This is a genomic window from Flavobacterium procerum, from assembly GCF_042431625.1.
GTDB lineage: Bacteria > Bacteroidota > Bacteroidia > Flavobacteriales > Flavobacteriaceae > Flavobacterium > Flavobacterium procerum.
This window is the reverse complement of sequence record NZ_JBHLYW010000019.1, coordinates 90,477-110,873: the sequence shown is the minus strand read 5'-3', so window position 1 is coordinate 110,873 and position 20,397 is coordinate 90,477. Positions and strand designations below refer to the sequence as shown.

The window sequence follows — 20,397 nt, the reverse complement described above, 5'->3', positions numbered from 1 at the left end:
GGATAGTTCGAGCAGCGTGGAAGTTGTTATAAACCCTGAAAGCCAATCAGGAAAATAAAAACTTCAACATCCATTTTTATTTTATTAGTCTTTAAAGGTTGTCTTCACCAGACAGCCTTTTTTGTTTGTTCTTTTTACTCTAATTTGATTTATATCATAAAACACTCTTTTCTTTAGGTTTGCTTAAATCTAAAGAAATCAAACTCAATTTTTTATCAGCCATTTCAGTTTTGTTTTTCATACTATTACTTTAACAATCAATATCAAAGAAAAACAATATCGAACTTGGTTTTATCTTGATTAATAAATTTTTCCATCTTTCATCTCAATAATCCTATCCGCTTTTGCTGCAAAATCATTATCATGAGTAACCGTAATTATTGTCTGATTAAACTCCTGAGAAAGCTGTTGAAACACTTCAAAAACAATATCAGTATTTTTTGAATCCAAATTACCCGTAGGCTCATCTCCCATAATAATTAATGGATCATTTATAAGCGCTCTCGCAATAGACACGCGTTGCTGCTGACCTCCTGAAAGTTTAGAAGCCGGTCTTAAAGCCAAATCTTTTAATCCCATAAGACTAAGTTTCTCGTAAGCCCTGTGTTCAATTTCTTTTCTGGAATAACAGCCAAGACGCACCGCCGGAATCATTACATTCTGAAGGCAGTTAAACTCATTGAGCAAGTAATGAAACTGAAACACAAATCCTATCTTTTCATTTCGCAATAGTGCGAGCTCATTTTGTTTTTTTCCAGTTACAAGTGTTCCGTCGATAATCAGCTTTCCCTGATAATCGGTATCCATAGTCGAAAGAACGTAAAGAAGCGTTGATTTACCACTTCCTGATTTTCCTGTTAAAGCGGTGAATTCTCCTTGTTTTACAGTAAGAGAAATATCCTTTAGAGCCATAAATTTTTCTGGTTCGTAAAAATACTTTCCTAGCTGATCGGTTTGTAGTATTATTTTCTGATTCATATGATTATTTTCTAAAAATGGATACCGGATCAACATTTGCCGCTTTTCTGGCGGGAAGGTAACTGGCAAGAAATGAGATGATCAAACCAAACAATATTCCGTTCAAAAAAACAGAAAAATCAAATATAATTGGAAAATATCCTTCGTCTGGTCCCATATAAATATTGGAAGCCAAATAGACTAGAAAAGATGCCAGAATCAAACCAGCCGCAAGTCCCATTAATCCGATAAGAGTTCCTTGTAAAACAAAAATCCTAATGACATCTGGACCCCGAAAACCTAAAGCTTTTAAAATTGCTATATCATTTATTCTTTGGCTGATGGTCATATTCAGTATAGTATAAGTCCCAAAACCTGCCACAATTAATATCGAAAGCGACATGGCAAATATTATGATACTACGCATTTTAAATCCGCTGAGCTGATCAGAATTTGCTGCTTTCCAATCTTCTGCCTTATAACCCGTTAAAGCTGAGAATTCTTCAGAATAATCAGAGGCTTTATTAAAATCATTTATATTCACGTCAATACTTGCTGCATAGTCTGAACTTTCTCCGGAAAGCTGTTGTGCAGCCTGCAATGAGATGTATGATTTGGTTTTGTCTACAATAGAATTCCTAGTTTTAAAAAGCCCAGACACTTTCATTATTTTTGTCCTATTTTTTGAAGATGTTACTGTAATATTATCGCCTGTTTTAACATTCATTTTTGAAGCTAAACCCGTTCCAAGTAGAATTCCATTTGGTTGATTTTCTAAATCTTCCATCGTGCCCTGAACCATGCTGTTTTTTATATTGAACATACTGCCCGCCTCAATAATATTAACTCCAGAAGCATCTCCAGGAATCTGAGATATTCCGCTCTTGTAAAAAACTTTCAGTATAATCTCTGGTGTTACAATTGTAACTTCTGGATGTGCCTTAAGCATTTCTGTTATTTTTTGAACGTTTACAATTCGGTCGCTTTTAGGAAGCACCATTGGATTGCTAATTATCGCTAATGAATTATCATCTGTATTTACAAGCGGTTTACTGATTTCATCTTCTTTATATATTCGAATATGTGGAGATGAATTAAAAATTGCTTCATTAGATTTTTTTACAAAGCCGCTTCCCATAGAATTCATAAAAATAAAAATGGCTGTCCCAATCGTTACACCAAGCGCCGCGACTGCTGTTGATTTCTTGTTTGCGATAACATAGGTTATAGAAATATCTGTATTTATGTTATGTCGGTATTGCTTACTCATTATTTAAGGAGCTTCTTTTATTATGGTCTGACCCGCATTTAGACCCTTTTTAATTTCCACCCATTCACCAGAAACAATTCCCGGAACTACCTTTACAATTTTACGGTCTGTTTTAAGCATTACTTTATGATCATAGTTCATATAAACCCGCGGAATAACCAAAACATTCTTTTTTGTTCTGATAACAATATTCGCTTCAAGCTGTGTTCCAGTAATATTAAATTCAGGCGTTTTTTCAAAATAAGCTTTAACAATAAATGTTCTTGAAGCTTCATCAAAAGCTGGCAATATCTGCTTAACAAAAGCCTTATAAACTTCATCAACGTGTGTATTGAGTTTTATGAAAACGGTCTGTCCAATCTTGAGCTTTGCCATGCCAGTCTCATCAACATTTAATCTGGCGAAAATACTATCAGGATTTCCAATTACTGCAATTACATCGCCCTTGCGTACATAATCGCCCAACTGTTTTTTCTTCATATAAACTTTACCAGGACGAATACTTGTAATTCTGTTTTGCTTTTCAAGCACTTTTCCTGTTTTGCTTGTGTACTGCCTTATCACTTCCTGCTCTCTAGCTATAATCTGTTGATTTCTATATTTTTGTTTCAGTGCATTTAACACCGATTCTGAATTCGTCAACATAAGATTTGCATTGTCATATTCAATTCTTGAAATACTATTGCTCTCGTAAAGACGCTTGTATCTTTCTAACTGTTGCTGATCCAGTTTTACTTTTACCTCAGCGGCTTCTATTGCAGCTTCAACTTCCTGTAACGCAGGAGCTGATGATTTTGCGTTTTCGCTTGCAAAACGATGAAGTTCTACCGCGCTTTTCGAATTAATTATATTCTGGTCATTATCAATTACTGCTAGAACCTGTTCTTTTCTAACAATTGTTCCTTCTTCTAAATTCATTTCAATAAGATAACCATCGGTTTGGGCAGTAAGATTATATTGGTCGTCAGCCTCCAGCGCACCTGAAGCGAATACCATTTCAGTAATATCCTGATGCTGCAGTTTTATTTCTTCCTGTTTATTTGTGCACGAAATCAAGAATGAAATTCCTAACACAAGCACTGCTGTAAACTTCCTTTTCATTTGATTCTATTACTGATTATTATTCTGCTTTTTGCATACTCAGCAGCTGCTAGAAGCGCGACCGAATTTAGACTGCTTTTCAGCCAGTCTTCAAAAGAGTTAATTAAATCTGATGCCGAAATAATACCTTCCTTATAAATATTAAAGTTTTTCAAATAGGAATCCTTTTGTAAGGTTTCAATTTTTACATTCAGCTGGTAACTTTCATAAGCTTTTTTGCAATCGAGTTCCAGCTGTTCATTATTAATCTGATTTTGTAATCTACTGTGTTTCCAGTTATTTTGAGCCATTTCAAGATTAATCCTATCAAATTTTACGGCCATAATTTTTGAACTCTCAGGCAGTATGGGAATGCTGATTTTTAGACCTATATAATTTGCTCCCAACCAGCTTTTAGTTCCAAAAAAATTACTGTTATTGCTTTCCTGCCAGCTAAAAGAACTGAAAAGGCTGAGAGTTGGATACATCCATCTTTTATCTGCTCTTAGAAGTGCTTTTTGGTATTTCGTATTCCATTCTCCCTGACGTTGCAATAAATCTCCAGATGCTCTTTCATTAAATTCAATAAAACTGCTGATCTTTTCTTCTTCTTTTATCATAACATCTGTCTCCAAATCAATATCGCAAAGTATTTTCAAAACATTATACTGTTGTTGTTCCTGTATCTGAAGCTGCTGTAATTTGTCTTTTACAGTAAGTTGATTGGTCGTTGCAAGATTAACATCCTGACTTCTGACAAGACCTTCCTTCTGTTTGTTTAGCATAAAAAAGACCAGAGTATCGGCATTTGATAGACTTTTACGAGTAACTCCAATCTGCTGTTTACAAGAACGAATATTGTAATAAGCAGCCGAAATACTCTCGTAAATCATCTTTTTGTCTAATAGATTATCAACTGCCGCCAACTCTTCGTTTGCTTTTGAAACTTTTATTCGAGCTGCAACATAAGGGTTTATGATATCAATCTGTGACTCAACGGTAAAAGAACTGACATATTTCTGACCAAAAACAACAGGCTTAAATGTGCCTTCGACGCCTCCGAAAATTTCAGCAGGCATAAAATTAGTGCTCAATTTTGTATTGTCAATAAGAGACAGACTGCTTGTACTCTTCAACTTGAACATTTCTAATTTTGATTCCAATGTGCGGTATTTCGCAAGGATTAATTTTTGACTGGCATTCCGAAAAGAATTACTATTTAGCTCAGCATAAGCATAAATCTCGTCTAATGCCGAAAAAGTGATTCTCTGCTGGGCATTACTGCTTAAAATTGTTATACAGCAAATCAGCAACGCCATATGAGGAATTTTCATATTGCTTAATCTTGTGGGTACTATTTTTAAACTTTAAAAAAAAATGCTGAACTTTTAAATTTCATTCAGCATTTTTCCAATTAACTAAAACAAATCAACAATGAAACCTTTAGTATTAAAACTAAAAACCAGAGTTTTATCAGCTGTAGAGTTGTTGCAAAAACTCATTAACCTGCGAGGGTTTTCTTCCCAGAAGTTTTTCCATTTGTGAGCTTCGGCTGTCCAATTCTCCGGTTTGCGCTGCTTGGGCAAAACCCGCTAGCATTTTTATTGCCATTTTTGGAGCACCTTTCTTTACAGCTGCATTTATAAATACTTTTGAATCTGGACTCAAATAGGTAATATTCTGTCCTTTTATTTCAGAAATTTTCTGTGCAATCTCTGTGAATGAAATACTGCTGCCCGAGATTTCATAAATTTTGTTCTTATGTCCATGAGATGCCAAAATAACTGCAGCGGTTTCTGCCATCTCGCTTCGGAGTGTGAATGCTATTTTGCCTTGACCTGCTGGTAGAAAAATACCTTCTTCTACGACTTTCTTACCTAAAAACTCGGGAAGCATATCCATATACAAAGCATTTCTCAGGATTGTAAAATCCATTCCGCTGTTCATTATTGCCGTTTCTGTTGCCAAATGTGATTTTATGATAAAGTAAATAGGCGAATCTCTATCGTCGCTTTTGTGCTGCTGACTGGTATAAAGAATATGTTTTACTCCAGCGTTTTTAGCCGCTTTGACAACCTGCTTATGTTGTGTGATTCTGTTCTTTACTTCACTGCCCGAAACAAAAAGCAATTTATCTATTCCTGAGAAGGCATTTATCAAAGAATCATAATCTTCATAATCTCCAAAAACAATCTGAATGCCTAAAGATTTTAATTCTGATGCCTTACTTTTGTTTCTTACCATTGCATAGATGTTTTTTTTATCTGATCCATTATTAAGTAAGGCTTTCAAAACTTCTTTTCCATAATGTCCGTTGGCTCCCGTTACTAATATTTTATCCATTTTTACTGTATTGTTATAATTAAATGTTTTTATGAAAACACTGAATTCTACTGCATTCAAAAAAACTAATTACTTTATTACATAACTTTTAGAATCTACTTCTGCTAATCTGAAATAGCCGAAAGCAAAATTTTTGCTGTCTGTCTGATTGACAATATTACCTCGAACTGCACTTGGAGTTGTTGGAAAAGGGCTTCCTCCATTTCCGGATGCCAGTATTAATTTGTACATATAATTGTAGTAGCTTCTAGAAATTCCGTACAATTTTATATCCACTTGATCTCCCGGCTTAAAATCTTCGTGAGAATAGGATTCCTGCATCATATTGCCATTACTATGCTCATCGTCTTCAACCTCAAGATCGGCAAATGCTCTATGAGGCTGTGTAACTCTGTTTAGATAATAATTGGTCTGATCTGCATTATCCTGATAGTAAAATGTGATTTCGATTTCATCGCCGGCCATTCCTCCCTTGTTGTTCTGGTCGACAGTATCTTCGATTTTCGGAACTGCGGTAAATGTTTCTGATGCCGTATAAGTTTCGCCGTTTAAGACAATTTTCAAATTATACGTTTCGCCGATTACAGGAATAAAATTGTTGCAGATATATTCACCAGTTCCTGGATTTTCTACAAATTCAAAAACAGTATCCGATGTGTTCGTAACTGTAATCAAGGCTCCTGCAACAGTTGGAAAATCGGGGCTGTAATATCCTGTGGTAGTCGAAAGCACAATCTTCTGCTCATTGCCCGCTGTATTTTTCTGCCAGTCAATAGAAGCATCAATAACCAATCTTGGCGATGCCGTATCTAAATCTACAGTAATAACGTCTTCACAAGAGGTTAATAGCAGCCCAATAAACACGATTAGAATTATTTGTAATAGTTTCATTTCTTTATCTTTTATAAGTGGTTATTTATTTAAAATTTGAAATTATAAGTCACACTCGGAATTAAACCGAAAATAGACATCCTTCTAGCTTCGCTTGCACCCGTATCTTCATTTTGCCCAAAATTGTAAGCTGCTGCATTGCTTCTGCTGTAGACGTTATAAATGCTGAAATTCCATTCGCCCTGCCAGCCCTTTTTCTTATCTGGCTTAGGAGTATAAGTTGCAGACAAATCCAAATGATGATAAGCTGATAGAGAATCCTCATTTCTTGCCCCATAGCTCGCTACCGTAATTCCCTGATATTGGTATTTCCCGTTAGGAAACGTAGCCGCTTTTCCGCTCTGGAAAGTAAAAATCCCTCCAAACGACCATTTTGGGCTGAAAGCATAATTTCCTGTAACCGATAAATTATGAAGCTTATCATAATTTGCTCTGTACCATTCTCCATTGTTTATTCCTGGCTCGTCTGGGGTTCTTCCCGGAGTCTTTTGTTCTGCTTTAGAAATAGTATAAGAAACCCATCCTGTCAGTTTTCCTGTATTCTTTTTGAACATTAATTCTAAACCATAAGCTCTTCCTTTTCCGTTCAACAATACTCTTTCAACGGCATCAATCCCTATTAGATCAGCTCCGTCAATGTAATCCGCTTTGTTTTTTATGGTTTTGTAGAACGTTTCTGCTTCAAGTGAATATTTATCATCCTTGAAATTGTGAAAATATCCCAATGCCACCTGATCTAAAATTTCTGGCTTTAGATATTGGTCACTTGGCGCCCAGATATCCAACGGAGTTGCAGAAGCTGTATTTGAAATCAAATGAACATACTGGCTCATTCTATTATAGCTCGCCTTGATTGACTGGTCATTGTTTAAAGAATACGCAACAGCCAATCTTGGTTCTAGATTGTCGAAACCAATTATTTTTTTATTCTTTTTGTAGAATATTGATCCCGTTGGAACCGCTTCTTCATAAATCTGGAACTCCTGATTGAAAACTACCGGCTGATTATTAGCATAAGTATATACTTCTTGATCGCCTAACCTCTGAAAATTGCTGTATCGAAGTCCATAGTTAACAGATAGTTTTTCCGAAAGATTTTGTTCTGCGCTAATGTAAAAGGCATTTTCAAAAGCATACTTTTTGGCTAGTTGATCTCGATTTATAGGTGAATTGTCTCCAAATGGTTTGATTGTACCAGGATTAAAATTGTAGTAGATCGAATTTAACCCGTAATTTAAAGTCAGGTTATTGGAGATATGATGTTTGAAATCATATTTGAAATTATAATTTTTAACCTCCGCTATCCAATTAAGTCCGATTGATCCTATTTTGATTTCATAATCATAATCACTCAAAATAGCTGAAGCATTAGAGAATATCTTATCAGAAAAAATGTGGTTCCATCTTAAATTAAAAAGCGTATTGCCATAGATATTGATAAAACTGTTATTAAAATCCATGTTGTCTTTTCCAAAATAACCCGAAACAAAAACATTGTTCTTATCATTGAATTTGTAGTTAAACTTGGCGTTCAAGTCGTAGAAATAAGCAGAATTGGGCTCATCTGCCAGTTTCATAAAAAGATGCGCATAAGATCCTCTTCCCGCTACTACAAAAGAACTTTTATCTTTTACAATCGGGCCTTCGATCAAAAGACGACTCGAAACCAATCCGAGGCCTCCGCTTACGTGGTACTCTTTATTATTTCCTTCTTTCTGGTAAATATCAAGCACCGATGATATTCTTCCACCAAAATTGGCTGGAATTCCTCCTTTGTATAATTTTAAATCTTTGATTACATCAGAATTAAAAACAGAAAAGAATCCGAATAAATGCGAGGTATTGTAGACAACAGCTTCGTCAAGAAGCACTAAATTTCCATCAACAGAACCTCCCCTGACATTGAATCCCGACGCACCTTCCTGCGCATTGGTAACTCCTGGAAGCTGTAAGATTGATTTCAGCACATCGACCTCGCCCATAACGGCAGGCATTTTTTTGATTGTCGCAATAGAGAGCTTATTGGTGCTCATTTCCGGTTTTCGGATGTTTGCTTTTGTGGTATTGGTCTTAATAACAACCTCGTCCAAGGCATTGTTATTTTCTGCCATCACAAAATTCTTTTTGGTATTTTCACTTAGAGTGATGGTTTCCTCTATGTTTTCAAACCCCATATAGCTTATAATGATGGTGTAAGTTCCTTTCGGCAGTGTGGTGGTGTAAAACCCGTAAGAATTGGTGGTAATGCCTACTTTTGCCTCAGGAATATAAATATTTACGCCAATTAGTGTTTCGGTATTGGCCTTATTGGCAATGGTACCGCTCAAGGTCACTTTTTCCTGCGAATATGTATGCAATACAAAGGCAAAAAAGAATAATAGAAAGAGTTGGATTCTGCTTTTCATTTATTTAAGGATTTGAATTAAATGTTACAATTTTCGGCTAAAGTAATTTTTTGCAGAACCCCCATTTTTTATATATACCAAATGCACTGTTTAATATAGTAAAGCACCTTTTTCATCTAGAAAAATATTTCTCATATCTTAATTTGCTGTAAAATCATCCTTGCGAAAATGCGGATTTCAAGCCGAATCAAATCAAAATTATATTCTTGCTAATGCATGAATAGGTTTGCTATCTTTAAATCCTATTTTTGTCTATTATATAAGCGCTTTTGTATAGTATAAATTTACATTTTGAATGTATCGCTAAATTTGTTTGAAATTTAAAATAGGCTTATGAACAAAACTTTACACAAACAAACGATGGGTGCCAATTGGATGCTTCAACTTATAATCGAAAAAAAATACAGAATTTTTCGTCATCTCATACTTATTGTATTCAGCATTCTTGTACTGTATTACAGTCCTCCGGAGTATGCAGAACCAGCAGAAACGTATAGCCGAATGGTTACTTTTTTTCAGATCTTATTGCTCGCTTACGGCAATATGTATTTTTTTGTGCCTAAATTTTTATTTAAGAAAAAATACCTGAGTTACGGTGTTTTTGTGCTGGCAGGCATGACAATCTCTTTTTTTATACATGAAGTTTCGTCTTGTTATTTCAAGTCTCATTTATTGCCTTATGAAGACGACAGTATCAGCTTTTTTACTTTTTCTTTTATGATCATGGTGCTGATTATTGCATCGGCGGCGGTAAAATTATTCCAGCAATGGATATCTGATGCTCAGTTGATTCATGATTTGGAACTAGCCAAAACCAATGCAGAACTCGAACAGCTTAAAAACCAAATCAATCCGCATTTTCTTTTCAATATGCTTAATAATGCTAATGTTTTAATAGAAGATGATCCTAAAAAAGCTTCACAGGTTTTAATGAAACTGAGCGACCTTCTTCGCTATCAGCTTTACGACAGTTCAAGAGACAAAGTTTTATTGACTTCAGAGATTCATTTTCTGGAAGATTTTTTAAATTTGGAAAAAGTAAGGCGGGATAATTTCAATTTTCTGATATCGAAAGAAGGTGAATTGAGCGGTGTTCAGGTTCCTCCTTTATTATTTATTTCATTTGTCGAAAATGCCGTAAAACACAATAACGATTCAGCAAAATCATCTTACGTAAATTTGTTTTTTGACGTTCGCCATAATGAACTTTTTTTCAAATGCATTAATTCGAAACCTACCATAAAAGCCGTTAGCAAATCGGGTGGATTGGGTTTAGCGAACATAAAAAGAAGGTTAGAACTTTTGTTTCCTTCCTCGCATAATTTAAAAATAGAAGACAATTCGGAAACATATTCTGTTACCTTAACCTTAAAATTATAAAAGTGAACTGTATAATAGTTGATGATGAACCATTGGCAAGAAAGGCAATCCAGAAACTGATTGACCAGACAGAAAATCTAGAATCTATTGCTTCATTTAATGGAACAGGTGCTGCAGGAGAGTTTCTGGCAGAAAACACCGTCGATTTAATATTTCTTGACATTCAGATGCCAGGAGTAAACGGAATTGAATTTGCCAGAACAATTCCGAAAGAAACTTTAGTGGTTTTCACAACCGCTTTTCATGAATTTGCTTCAGAGAGTTATGAAGTTGATGCTATTGATTATCTGATCAAGCCAGTAAAATTAGAACGTTTTCAAAAAGCTGTTGAAAAAGCACAGACGTATTGTAAATTATTCAACACCGATTATTCCAACAGCAATATAGAAAACATAACAGACGATTATATTTTTGTTAGAGCAGACCGCAGAATGTTTAAAGTGCATTTTAGCGACATTCTTTTTATTGAAGGATTAAAAGACTATGTGGTGATTTATGTCGAAAATCAAAAAGTAATTACGCTGATGAATATTAAAACCATTCATGATTTGCTTCCAAAAAGCTTTTTTGTGCGGGTCAGCAAATCTTATATCATCAACGTTAATAAAATAGATTCTGTTGACAACAATACCGTATATATCGGTAAAAATGAAATCCCGATTGGAAACATTTACAGAGATTTCTTTTTTAATGAATTTGTAACCAAAAAACTTTTGAATAAGTAATAGACAGACAGAAAAAAGCCTAGTGTCAGTTTTTGCAATTAATTATAATACACTTTTTAAACAGATTACACTCTTAAAAGTATTTTCCTAAGGCAATTTCATTTGGCTCAAAATCAAACAACACCAATATTTAGATAAGACCAAAGTTCTCTTCTAATTAAAACTCTGAGGATTTTAGGAAAATGCCAATTTATCTCTGTTATTCATTTTAGCCGAATATTTTTCAAATAAATTAATTCGGTTAAAGTTCTGATACATATCAAAATAACCCTTAGTCATCATATATTCTCCCCCAAAATAAGCCGATTGTTTTTCTTTATTCAATAAATTAAACATCGCAACCCTCTCAAAGGTATCAAATTGGCAACCTTCAAAAGAAATAGAACTATTCTGCAAAGCATTTTTCGTACTAAAACCACATATCCAGTTGCTGTAAAATCGCCTTTGTCTACAAAATAGGATTCTGTATCAAAATCGATATTATCAACTGTTTTCGGAATTACAAAATACCTTTTTGAATTTAACGGAAAACTTGAGAAAGCAACTTTAGACCTGAAATAAAAAAAAACAGTCGTAAGCTCGAATATACGACTGGTTTTTTATTTGAATTAAAAAATCACCTGAAACTGAAAAATCGCCTGCCAATTTCCAACATAATCTGGTTTTTCTATATTGTAAAAAGCTTGAGCGGCAGCAGAATAAAATAGTTTGCCCTTCTCTCCTATTTTAAAAGTTTTCCCTGGGCCTCCGCCAATGGGAATAAGCCAGCGATCAGCACTCGAAGCAAGCCAATTGGCCACAATTGTAGCATTGCTCTCTGCAAACCAGCCTTTAGGAAAATTGTAATAGGCAACGTATTGAAGATTTCCAGAATTGACTCTATTGTTTCCTTCTGCGCCAAGCGACCAATAATTCTGAAGAACTATTCCTGCCGAAAACTTATCTCCAGCATAATACAATAAAGCGGTTGGTCCCAGACTCAAAGCACTGCTTCCTAAAGCAGAGTTGGTTCGTGTCGGAATCTGGATGGCAGGACCTAATCCCCAGCTAATCTTTCCTTTTTTTGTGATACTGGAGAAATAACCATTAAACAGCACATTTCCCATTCCCGTTTCGCATGTATATCCTTCTGTAATTGGCGGCAAGGACTGAAACGGAATGATGGTATAAGTAATCAATTTAAGATTAGTTCCCAATTTAAATGGATAAACAGGCTGTATCGAAAACGAACTTGCCGTACCCTCTCCTACAGGAAGTAATACTTCTTGCAGGAAAACACTACGCAAACCGCTTACAGGATCTTGTCTTTTTTTGCTCATTTCTTCCACTGAAGTGGTATGTCCTGTATCAGACTGACTAAAAGCCGGAACACCCAAAATACTTAATAACAGACCTAAAACATACGCTCTTCGATTCATTGGTCATATTTAAAAATGAAATACTATAAATTAAATTTTCACCACAGCAGGCGGATTCCAGCTGTCATTTAAAACCGATTCTTCAGCCCAGTAACATCTTATGTATAAAGAAAAAATTGCTTTTGGTGCTGGAAGCCAATTGCTCATTTTATCTTCTGGCGGTGGTGTGCTTTGTATATAAAGCGTTAGAGAACCATCAGCATTTTTCTTTAGGTTTTTGTTTTTAGTTCCTAAGGAATATCGGTTGAGGCTGTTGGGTGCAAAAAAGTGGTCTTCGTTGTATAATGTAAGAGACCAAAATCCTTTTACAGGCGGAATTTCGCCACTTGCAAAAGTTAATGTGTATTTATTGGCTCCGTTTAATCTTGTTCTGTTTTCGTCAAAATCCTGATAAAAATATCGGGTCTCGTTTGGTTTGTTTACGAAAATATTGGCTTTAGCACAGGAAAGTCTCGTTAGATAATCGTAGCCAAATTGCGCTCCATTTCGCTGTGTGGTCCAATTGTTTTTTACTGGATACCCAACATTTTGAAACTGGAACAATGGCGTTACATAATTATTTTCGGCATCAATTGCAGCGGCTATTCCAATGGCTTTTAGTTTAGGATCTTTTTTAACAGCATCTAACAACGCATTTATTTGTGCATAAAGCGCCTCTTCTCCTTTCATTGGAGGTACTTCTTTCATAATATCTCCTAACTGATCAAAAAAGATTTCAGGTTTTACCCATTTATTTTCGCTTTTTTCCCCTTTTGCGGGAGGAGGCGTTGATTTTAATTTGGTCCACTCGGTTGTTTTTACTTTTCCGTCATACTTACTCAAAGGATATAAACCTATTTGCTGTACCAATGGCTGTATGGCTTTTTTGTCGTTTGGATCATCACTCTGAAATACACGTGGAATCACAATTCCGCGACTTGTCGGACATTTAAAAACGCTGATAATACCGTCTGGAACAGTTCCGTTCCAGTCTTTTGTCGTTAATAGATAAAAACCTGGTTTTGTGCCATACATTTTTCCAAGAGATGCAAAACCGTCTGTACGCTGATCGCATACCTGATACACCCAGAATCTATCTCCAAAATCTGGAACCTGCACTACAACTGGTTCTTTTGCAAGATCTAAAGGTGCTAAACCATACACCACATCCTGATTCGGGCAGGCAACTGCTCGTTCCTGCGGTGCCACATAATCTGTAAGCATGCACAGATGATTGGGTGGGGCAAGCGGCAGAATTCCTTCTCCATAAATAGGTTCTGGAAGATGTCTAAAAGATTCCACTCTGTTATGAATATTAATCATTGGCAAAGCCCAGCCGTAAATAAAAGTCGTGAGATTTTTGACCACAGCTTCTGTCATAATGGTATTAGGAATAGGAGCCTGAGGAAGTTTTTCTGCTGTACCTGAATCTATAGCAGTTGAATCTTTCGAACTAGGATTTACAGCTACTTCATGTTTCTTACATGAAAATAAAAATGTAAATGCAATAAACAATATTAAAATTTTGCTTTTCATGGTAATGAATTTAAATTATTAGGGTTCTTATAATTGTTTTGGTCTTAAAATAAATAAAGAACAGTACCGCACTTTTATTACACTTTCTGAGCATTAAACCATTTTTCTATTCTACTATTGGGAAGTAATTTTTATACTAAATTATAGATAATCCATTTTTGATTTTTTTTAAAGAGGTTGCAAATTATAATTTGCAACCTCTTTTCATAAAACTGCTATGTATTCCTAAAATTCAAATAGTAAAAACGTAAAACCACTCCTTGAAAAAATAGTCTTTAAAATTATTGTGAACCTCTAAAAGGCGTATATCCAGCATCAGGATGAACATCCTGCCAAACTCCGCTAGCAATGGTATAAATTACGATTGTATTATCTGCAATTCCAAGCCAACGGATTTTATCCATAATGCGTCCCATGTTATAGTTCATTTCTACCACGGCATCGCCATATTTGCTTTTTTAATACCGAAGCCAAAGTCCATTCTGCAACAGGAAGCCCACCTCCTTGTCTCTGAAATCCGCTCAAATGCCACTTACCATAAATTGGAAAGACGATATCGGCTTCTTCAATAGATGCCATAAAACCTATAGAATAAAGAGCTTTCTGTGCATTTACAATTATTGATGCAGTACAAAACATTATTACAAGCCTTTTTCTTATTATGCTCATAATTTCGTTTTTTTTAGTTTTATACCTTTACAGAAATAGGTCAAATTAAAACCGATTTGCTTTCTCTCGCAATTATTTGAGCATAACTTAGGTTTCAGATTATAATCTGAAACAAAGTCTTATTATTTCAATTTCTTTATTAAAAAAATGAAAATTAAACATCTATATCACAAATGGTTGACACAAACTAACATGCTAATTTTAAAGCCAAAAAAAAACATAAAACTAATCCACTGCATTGCCTTTTTGATCTAAATTCTAACAAGAAAACCCCATATTGAATAAACATCTGTAATCTGCATACAATCTTCCGTAATCTGCAAACCTGACATAACTGCCTATCTTCTGAAATTTGCATTCAAATAAAATTATAAAAGATGAAACAGATTAAATTAGGAAATCAAGGATTAGTTATTCCTCCAATCGGATTGGGATGTATGGGAATGACGGGATTTGAAGAAGGAAATATGTATGGTGTGGCAGACGAAAAAGAAGCTATTAGAACAATTCATCGTTCGCTTGAATTGGGAGGCAATTTTCTCGATACAGCAGATTTGTACGGACCTTTGAAGAACGAACAACTTATAGCTAAAGCTATTGGAAAAGAACGCGATCAATACATCTTAGCCACAAAATTCGGCTGGGAAATTGATGATCACGGAAAAGTGACTTGGGCTATAAATGGAAGCAGAAAATACATAAAAAAAGCGGTAGAACGTTCGCTCAAAAACTTGAATACAGATTATATTGATCTTTATTACATGCATCGTCTGGACAAAAACACTCCAATAGAAGAAACTGTCGATGCTATGAGTGATCTTGTAAAAGAAGGCAAAGTCAAATATATCGGACTTTCGGAAGTATCGTCTGAAACAATCAAAAAAGCACACAACATTCATCCAATAACGGCAGTCCAAAGCGAATATTCTTTATTTGAAAGAACTGTAGAAGAAAGAGGCATCTTAAAAACGCTTCAAGAACTCGAAATTGGTTTTGTTTCCTACTCCCCTTTAGGACGCGGTTTTTTATCAGGACATATTCGTTCTATTGATGATCTTCCCGAAAATGATTTCCGCAGAGCTATTCCTCGTTTTCAGGAAAACTATTTTCATAAAAACATCGAACTGGTAAAAGCAGTAGAAAAAATGGCTGAAGAAAAAAACGCAAATTCATCTCAGCTTGCCCTCTCTTGGATAATGAGTAAAGGCATTGTTCCTATTCCAGGAACCAAAAGAACAAAATATGTTGAACAGAATATTGCCTCGACAACTATAGAGTTGAGCCAAAACGACCTTCTAAAACTTGAAAGTATCGTACCTTTGGGTACAGATACAGGGGCGCCATATGATGAATTCAGTATGGGGCTTCTAGACTAACTTAAAAAGACATTGACATGAATACCATTGCATCTGTATCTGCTTTTCACCGCTTGCTTTCTCTTCCAGAACCCAAACATCCAATGGTGAGCGTAATAAATTTATCCGAGAGTATTTTTTTGGATGACGAAATCTGGAAAGGATTTGTCAACAAATTCTACTGCGTCGCCTTAAAAAGAGATGCTAAAGGAAAAATAAGATACGGTCAGGGGCATTATGATTACGATAAAGGCGTTTTAAGTTTTACTGCACCCAATCAGGTGCAGTATTTAGATTTTCATAATATGGAATGCGGTGCTGGTTATCTGTTGATTTTTCATGAAGATTTTCTTTTAAAACATTCATTGGCAAACAAAATATTTGACTTTGGCTTTTTCTCATACGCCGTAAACGAAGCGTTGCATTTATCTGAACAAGAAGAAAAATATCTTATCGAAATTTTAGACCGAATTGACAAAGAATGCCAGCATATTGATCGTCATACGCAAGACATTATTCTTTCGCAGATAGACTTGCTTCTTAATTATTCTAGCAGATTCTACGAAAGACAATTCATAACGCGAAAAAACAACAATCATGTCTTGTTGACCAAATTCGAAAAATTCATCAATGATTATTACAATAGCGAAAATACTTCGGAGAAAAGTCTTTTGAGCGTTGGCTTAATTGCCGAAGCGATGAATCTCTCTCCAAATTATCTTAGTGATTTCCTTAAAATACATACAGGAAGAAATACAAAAGAGCATATTTACGAAAAGCTGATTAATAAGGCCAAAGAAAAACTGTCTGCAACCGAATTATCTGTAAGTGAAATTGCTTACGATCTTGGTTTTGAGCATCCGCAATCTTTTAGTACACTCTTTAAAAAAAGAACTCAAATGGCACCTTTGGAATTCAGAGAAATGATTCGAAATAATTAATATAGAACATAATGTCGAATACTTTGTAAACATCGTACTGGATTTCCATCTTTAGTTGCCGGAATCCAGTTGGGAGATAATTTCAAAACACGTTCTAATTCTTTTCCACTCCCGTACCCAATATCGCGAAGAATAGTTATATTAGAAACACTGCCATCTTTTTCAATTATAACTGTGCCAAAAACACCGCCTGAAATCGGTTCACCATCTTGCGGATCTATTGGCTTAATGTAATTCTTATTTAAAAATGCCTCAAACTTATTTATGCCTCCAACATAATCCGGTCGAACATCAACATCGTCGCTATTATAAATTTCATTATCATTTACCAATGATTTTTTTTCTTTTTTAACTGTCACTACCGTTTTTTGAGGCACAACTTTTCTATTGTTTTGAGAATCTTTCGCAGCCGGAGCACTTGTATTCTGACAACTAAAAAACACTATCAAACTAGCGGCAGCAAAAAATATTTTAGTCATGGGGTTAAGTTTAAGGAATGAAAATTCGGCATTTCCGTTTGTTTTTAAGTAGTAAAAAAACGATTTTTTTCTATTAAATTAATAACAATAAAACAAACTATTTTTTCGCAATAGCATAACTAAAGATAAAAAGATTTAGAAGTAAGTTTTTTATTTTTCTATAAAAATTTAAAAAGCCAGAAATCAAAGTCAGCCTCTTTACCCATTATTTTATAAAAATTTGAATTAAAAATTGACTCAAAACTTATTTTTGCATAATTTTGTATCAATCATTACAAAAAAAAAAAAAAAATCAAATGCGAGGAAGGCCGACCCTATACGAAGATGTTAATATGATAAAAAATGCTCAAGAAGTTTTTTGGCAGAAAGGTTATAGCGCAACTTCACTATCTGATTTACAAAAGGCAACCGGCGCCGGAGCTGGAAGTTTTTACAATACTTTTAAAGGTGGTAAAAAAGAAGTCTTCAGAAAAGCCATTGACGAAAGAAGATTAGCATTTGATGCTTTCAAGAAAGAGCTCAACAATTATGATGCTCCTTTAGAATTAATTAAAGATTTTTTTAGAAGTATAGCCGAAGCCGATACAAACGAACATAAGAAAGGCTGTATTATTGCCAACACAGTTGTTGAAATGACCTATATAGATGAAGATCTTGAAGCAAATGCTGTACAGATTCTAAAAGAAGTCGAACAAATGTTTACTGAAGTTATAAGAGCCGAACAAATAAAGGGAAATCTAAAATCTAAAACTTCTCCTGAAATTCTGGGAAAATACCTCATCACATTTTGGTGCGGACTTAATACACTCCGAAGAATGTATCAGGAACAAAAAGTCTTAAAAGATCAAATCGAAATGCAATTAGCTGTCATCAGCTAATTTTTTTGATTATTTATGTATCAATCATTACAAAATAAAATAATAAAAAAATGAATTTAAAATTAGAAGGTAAAAAAGCTTTCGTAAGCGGATCTACGCAAGGAATTGGTTTTGCAATTGCACAACAATTATTAAGTGAAAAATGTGAAGTGATTATTAATGGAAGAAATGAAGAAAAGACAAAACTGGCGGTTGAAAAATTAAAAAATGAATTTCCAAATGCGCTCGTTTTTGGAATTGCTACTGATTTTGGAAACAAAGAAGAAGTCAACAAATTAGTAGCTCAATTGAATGATATTGATATTTTGGTTAATAACGTGGGAATATTCGATTTAAAAAACTTCGAAGACATTGAAGATGAAGATTGGTACAAAATTTTCGATATTAATGTAATGAGTTCTGTTCGACTTTCGAAGAAACTTTTACCGCAGATGTTAGAGAAAAAATCAGGACGCATTATTTTTATAAGCAGCGAATCTGGCGTAAACATTCCTGGAAATATGATTCATTACGGAATGACAAAAGCTGCAATGACTGCTGTCGCTAATGGCTTATCAAAACTGACAATTGGAACAGAAGTCACCGTAAACACCATTTTGGGCGGACCAACTTATTCTGATGGCGTGGCGGCTGTAATCGAACAAATCGCGGCAATGCAGAACATTGACGTTGAACAAATGAAAAGCTGCATTGTACAGCAGACCAATCCACATTCTTTATTACAGCGTTTCATAGACCCTACCGAAATAGCTTCGCTTGCTGCCTATCTTGCAAGTCCGCTTTCTATAGCAACAAATGGAGCTTCCTTAAGAGCTGATGGAGGAGTTTTAAAAACGATTTAATACTTTTTAAAGAATAATAGTTTCTTAATTATTTACGTTTTAATGAAAAAAGTAAGGATACATCTGCCTCCTTACTTTTTTTCAATATATCTGGTCTTTTTACAAAACCTTATTCGAGCCTATTCATTGCTTTCATTAAAAGAGTATAACTATTTTTAACTACAACTCTTGACGAAGAAGAAATGTTGTCTGCAGAAAACTGCTTCAAGCCATTTTGTGAAACTCCAGCTTTGACTGGAATAATTTGGTAAACATCCTTATCACTTGATAAAAAAATATAACTTTTCCCTTTCCAATCTACAATAGCATTTTCGGGTAGCGTAAGTTGTTTTTTGGTTGTAACTTCTACATTGGCATTGACAAATAAACCAGGCAAAAACAAACTGTTATATTGATTTAAACGAGCAACGACTTCGGCTGCCCGGTCGTTGTTTAAACTATGATTTATAAATTGTATTGAAGCGCCAAACTTTTTTTCAGGATTATTGTTGCTGTAAACTTCTAACTGTTGTCCTACTTTTAAAGACTGCACATCTTTTTCGAAAGCATTAAAGGTGAGTATTATATCCTGAATATTGGTTAATTCGAAAAGCATTTCTGTTGGCGCAATATATTTTCCATTATTGATATTCACTTTTGAAACCAAACCGTTTACGGGCGAAATTACATTAATAGATTTTGTAATATTTGCCGCAGTTAAACGATTCACATTCAAACCAATCAGCTCTAGTTTTTGTCCTAAAGACGACATTGCTATTCTATGCGTTTCTCTTTCAGCCGTAATCTGCTCCAAAACTTTATCACTACTTGCTTTTTTGTCATTAAGCTCTTTTTGACGGTTGTATTCTAGATTTGCTGTTTTAAACTGTTCTTTTGCAGTAAGATAATCTTGCTGTAATTGTATAAACTGCATTTCTTCTATTACTGCCAGAACTTGACCTTTTTTGACATGCATTCCGGCAATTATATTAGTCTTTTTCACATATCCTCCTAACGGAAATGTCACATTTACCAAACTTTGCGGCGGTACAGACACTTCACCTTGAAGCTGTATGACTGTGCTGAGTTCTTTCTCCTGAGGATTTCCTAAAATTATCCCTGCATTTTTTGCTTGTTCTGGCGACAATGATATAGTGTTTGTTTCTTTGTTTTCTAAAGCTTCATTTTGAGACGCTTCTTCTTTTTTACCACAAGAAATAAAAAACAGTAAAACTGCTGTTATTCCGATATATATGTTTTTTTTCATTGA

Annotated in this window: 20 protein-coding genes; 6 read left to right on the top strand and 14 right to left on the bottom strand. The window is 34.7% G+C overall.

Annotation, left to right across the window (positions count from 1 at the left end; translation table 11 throughout):
• Window positions 1–300: 300 nt before the first annotated feature.
• From ACFFLS_RS19470 to ACFFLS_RS19440, 7 genes are all read right to left on the bottom strand, one after another.
• The gene (locus ACFFLS_RS19470) at window positions 301–978 is read right to left on the bottom strand and encodes an ABC transporter ATP-binding protein (protein ID WP_379682451.1); all 678 of its coding nucleotides are present in this window, start codon (window positions 976–978) and stop codon (window positions 301–303) included.
• A gap of 4 nt (window positions 979–982) precedes the next feature.
• The gene (locus ACFFLS_RS19465) at window positions 983–2,227 is read right to left on the bottom strand and encodes an ABC transporter permease (protein ID WP_379682452.1); all 1,245 of its coding nucleotides are present in this window, start codon (window positions 2,225–2,227) and stop codon (window positions 983–985) included.
• A 3-nt stretch (window positions 2,228–2,230) separates the two neighbouring features.
• Window positions 2,231–3,328, bottom strand: coding sequence for an efflux RND transporter periplasmic adaptor subunit (locus ACFFLS_RS19460; RefSeq protein WP_379682453.1), 1,098 nt, complete (start codon window positions 3,326–3,328; stop codon window positions 2,231–2,233).
• Window positions 3,325–4,641: a TolC family protein gene (locus tag ACFFLS_RS19455; RefSeq protein ID WP_379682454.1), complete on the bottom strand. Its 1,317-nt coding sequence runs from the start codon at window positions 4,639–4,641 to the stop codon at window positions 3,325–3,327. The genes ACFFLS_RS19460 and ACFFLS_RS19455 overlap by 4 nt, the downstream gene beginning before the upstream one ends.
• A 139-nt stretch (window positions 4,642–4,780) precedes the next feature.
• Window positions 4,781–5,650 (bottom strand): SDR family oxidoreductase, encoded by an 870-nt coding sequence (locus tag ACFFLS_RS19450; protein WP_379682455.1) that lies wholly within the window; start codon window positions 5,648–5,650, stop codon window positions 4,781–4,783.
• A 69-nt stretch (window positions 5,651–5,719) separates the two neighbouring features.
• Complete coding sequence (locus tag ACFFLS_RS19445) at window positions 5,720–6,541, bottom strand: DUF4249 domain-containing protein (protein WP_379682456.1); 822 nt, start codon at window positions 6,539–6,541, stop codon at window positions 5,720–5,722.
• A gap of 29 nt (window positions 6,542–6,570) precedes the next feature.
• On the bottom strand, window positions 6,571–8,946 hold the full coding sequence (locus ACFFLS_RS19440; protein WP_379682457.1) for a TonB-dependent receptor: 2,376 nt from the start codon (window positions 8,944–8,946) through the stop codon (window positions 6,571–6,573).
• Window positions 8,947–9,279: 333 nt separating this feature from the next.
• Between ACFFLS_RS19440 and ACFFLS_RS19435 the strand changes: the two genes are divergently transcribed.
• Together ACFFLS_RS19435 and ACFFLS_RS19430 are read left to right on the top strand one after the other, a co-directional pair.
• Window positions 9,280–10,326, top strand: coding sequence for a sensor histidine kinase (locus ACFFLS_RS19435; protein WP_379682458.1), 1,047 nt, complete (start codon window positions 9,280–9,282; stop codon window positions 10,324–10,326).
• 2 nt (window positions 10,327–10,328) lie between these two features.
• A complete protein-coding gene (locus ACFFLS_RS19430; protein ID WP_379682459.1) occupies window positions 10,329–11,051 on the top strand; it encodes a LytR/AlgR family response regulator transcription factor in 723 nt (240 codons plus the stop codon).
• 174 nt (window positions 11,052–11,225) lie between these two features.
• Here the strand turns inward: ACFFLS_RS19430 and ACFFLS_RS19425 are convergent, their stop codons facing one another.
• The 5 genes from ACFFLS_RS19425 to ACFFLS_RS19405 form a co-directional block, all read right to left on the bottom strand.
• Window positions 11,226–11,447 (bottom strand): hypothetical protein, encoded by a 222-nt coding sequence (locus ACFFLS_RS19425; RefSeq protein ID WP_379689597.1) that lies wholly within the window; start codon window positions 11,445–11,447, stop codon window positions 11,226–11,228.
• A gap of 212 nt (window positions 11,448–11,659) precedes the next feature.
• On the bottom strand, window positions 11,660–12,469 hold the full coding sequence (locus ACFFLS_RS19420; protein WP_379682460.1) for a hypothetical protein: 810 nt from the start codon (window positions 12,467–12,469) through the stop codon (window positions 11,660–11,662).
• A gap of 30 nt (window positions 12,470–12,499) precedes the next feature.
• The gene (locus tag ACFFLS_RS19415; protein ID WP_379682461.1) at window positions 12,500–13,984 is read right to left on the bottom strand and encodes a DUF1254 domain-containing protein; all 1,485 of its coding nucleotides are present in this window, start codon (window positions 13,982–13,984) and stop codon (window positions 12,500–12,502) included.
• Window positions 13,985–14,265: 281 nt separating this feature from the next.
• Window positions 14,266–14,412 carry a hypothetical protein gene (locus ACFFLS_RS19410; RefSeq protein WP_379682462.1) on the bottom strand — a complete coding sequence of 49 codons (147 nt, stop codon included), beginning with the start codon at window positions 14,410–14,412 and terminating at the stop codon, window positions 14,266–14,268.
• Window positions 14,402–14,653, bottom strand: coding sequence for a hypothetical protein (locus tag ACFFLS_RS19405; protein WP_379682463.1), 252 nt, complete (start codon window positions 14,651–14,653; stop codon window positions 14,402–14,404). The genes ACFFLS_RS19410 and ACFFLS_RS19405 overlap by 11 nt, the downstream gene beginning before the upstream one ends.
• Before the next feature lie 377 nt (window positions 14,654–15,030).
• Here ACFFLS_RS19405 and ACFFLS_RS19400 point away from each other — a divergent pair, with 377 nt between their 5' ends.
• Both ACFFLS_RS19400 and ACFFLS_RS19395 read left to right on the top strand, forming a co-directional pair.
• Complete coding sequence (locus ACFFLS_RS19400; protein WP_379682464.1) at window positions 15,031–16,029, top strand: aldo/keto reductase; 999 nt, start codon at window positions 15,031–15,033, stop codon at window positions 16,027–16,029.
• 17 nt (window positions 16,030–16,046) lie between these two features.
• The gene (locus ACFFLS_RS19395) at window positions 16,047–16,949 is read left to right on the top strand and encodes a helix-turn-helix domain-containing protein (protein ID WP_379682465.1); all 903 of its coding nucleotides are present in this window, start codon (window positions 16,047–16,049) and stop codon (window positions 16,947–16,949) included.
• On the opposite strand, the gene ACFFLS_RS19390 is transcribed toward ACFFLS_RS19395, so the two are convergent.
• Window positions 16,946–17,428, bottom strand: a complete 483-nt coding sequence (locus ACFFLS_RS19390; protein WP_379682466.1) for an energy transducer TonB — start codon at window positions 17,426–17,428, stop codon at window positions 16,946–16,948. The two genes, ACFFLS_RS19395 and ACFFLS_RS19390, sit on opposite strands and share 4 nt — an antisense overlap.
• A 296-nt stretch (window positions 17,429–17,724) precedes the next feature.
• On the opposite strand from ACFFLS_RS19390, the gene ACFFLS_RS19385 reads away from it, so the two are divergent.
• Both ACFFLS_RS19385 and ACFFLS_RS19380 read left to right on the top strand, forming a co-directional pair.
• Window positions 17,725–18,306, top strand: a complete 582-nt coding sequence (locus ACFFLS_RS19385; protein ID WP_379682467.1) for a TetR/AcrR family transcriptional regulator — start codon at window positions 17,725–17,727, stop codon at window positions 18,304–18,306.
• 50 nt (window positions 18,307–18,356) lie between these two features.
• On the top strand, window positions 18,357–19,148 hold the full coding sequence (locus tag ACFFLS_RS19380) for an SDR family NAD(P)-dependent oxidoreductase (protein WP_379682468.1): 792 nt from the start codon (window positions 18,357–18,359) through the stop codon (window positions 19,146–19,148).
• 109 nt (window positions 19,149–19,257) lie between these two features.
• Here ACFFLS_RS19380 and ACFFLS_RS19375 read toward each other — a convergent pair whose 3' ends face one another.
• Complete coding sequence (locus ACFFLS_RS19375; RefSeq protein ID WP_379682469.1) at window positions 19,258–20,394, bottom strand: efflux RND transporter periplasmic adaptor subunit; 1,137 nt, start codon at window positions 20,392–20,394, stop codon at window positions 19,258–19,260.
• Between the last annotated feature and the right edge of the window lie 3 nt (window positions 20,395–20,397).

What these genes read in the sequence shown, in the direction of transcription:
- ACFFLS_RS19470 (WP_379682451.1), bottom strand. Translation starts at nt 978, where the DNA reads ATGAATCAGAAAATAATACTACAAACCGATCAGCTAGGAAAGTATTTT.
- ACFFLS_RS19465 (WP_379682452.1), bottom strand. Translation starts at nt 2,227, where the DNA reads ATGAGTAAGCAATACCGACATAACATAAATACAGATATTTCTATAACC.
- ACFFLS_RS19460 (WP_379682453.1), bottom strand. Translation starts at nt 3,328, where the DNA reads ATGAAAAGGAAGTTTACAGCAGTGCTTGTGTTAGGAATTTCATTCTTG.
- ACFFLS_RS19455 (WP_379682454.1), bottom strand. Translation starts at nt 4,641, where the DNA reads ATGAAAATTCCTCATATGGCGTTGCTGATTTGCTGTATAACAATTTTA.
- ACFFLS_RS19450 (WP_379682455.1), bottom strand. Translation starts at nt 5,650, where the DNA reads ATGGATAAAATATTAGTAACGGGAGCCAACGGACATTATGGAAAAGAA.
- ACFFLS_RS19445 (WP_379682456.1), bottom strand. Translation starts at nt 6,541, where the DNA reads ATGAAACTATTACAAATAATTCTAATCGTGTTTATTGGGCTGCTATTA.
- ACFFLS_RS19440 (WP_379682457.1), bottom strand. Translation starts at nt 8,946, where the DNA reads ATGAAAAGCAGAATCCAACTCTTTCTATTATTCTTTTTTGCCTTTGTA.
- ACFFLS_RS19435 (WP_379682458.1), top strand. Translation starts at nt 9,280, where the DNA reads ATGAACAAAACTTTACACAAACAAACGATGGGTGCCAATTGGATGCTT.
- ACFFLS_RS19420 (WP_379682460.1), bottom strand. Translation starts at nt 12,469, where the DNA reads ATGAATCGAAGAGCGTATGTTTTAGGTCTGTTATTAAGTATTTTGGGT.
- ACFFLS_RS19415 (WP_379682461.1), bottom strand. Translation starts at nt 13,984, where the DNA reads ATGAAAAGCAAAATTTTAATATTGTTTATTGCATTTACATTTTTATTT.
- ACFFLS_RS19410 (WP_379682462.1), bottom strand. Translation starts at nt 14,412, where the DNA reads ATGAACTATAACATGGGACGCATTATGGATAAAATCCGTTGGCTTGGA.
- ACFFLS_RS19405 (WP_379682463.1), bottom strand. Translation starts at nt 14,653, where the DNA reads ATGAGCATAATAAGAAAAAGGCTTGTAATAATGTTTTGTACTGCATCA.
- ACFFLS_RS19400 (WP_379682464.1), top strand. Translation starts at nt 15,031, where the DNA reads ATGAAACAGATTAAATTAGGAAATCAAGGATTAGTTATTCCTCCAATC.
- ACFFLS_RS19395 (WP_379682465.1), top strand. Translation starts at nt 16,047, where the DNA reads ATGAATACCATTGCATCTGTATCTGCTTTTCACCGCTTGCTTTCTCTT.
- ACFFLS_RS19390 (WP_379682466.1), bottom strand. Translation starts at nt 17,428, where the DNA reads ATGACTAAAATATTTTTTGCTGCCGCTAGTTTGATAGTGTTTTTTAGT.
- ACFFLS_RS19385 (WP_379682467.1), top strand. Translation starts at nt 17,725, where the DNA reads ATGCGAGGAAGGCCGACCCTATACGAAGATGTTAATATGATAAAAAAT.
- ACFFLS_RS19380 (WP_379682468.1), top strand. Translation starts at nt 18,357, where the DNA reads ATGAATTTAAAATTAGAAGGTAAAAAAGCTTTCGTAAGCGGATCTACG.
- ACFFLS_RS19375 (WP_379682469.1), bottom strand. Translation starts at nt 20,394, where the DNA reads ATGAAAAAAAACATATATATCGGAATAACAGCAGTTTTACTGTTTTTT.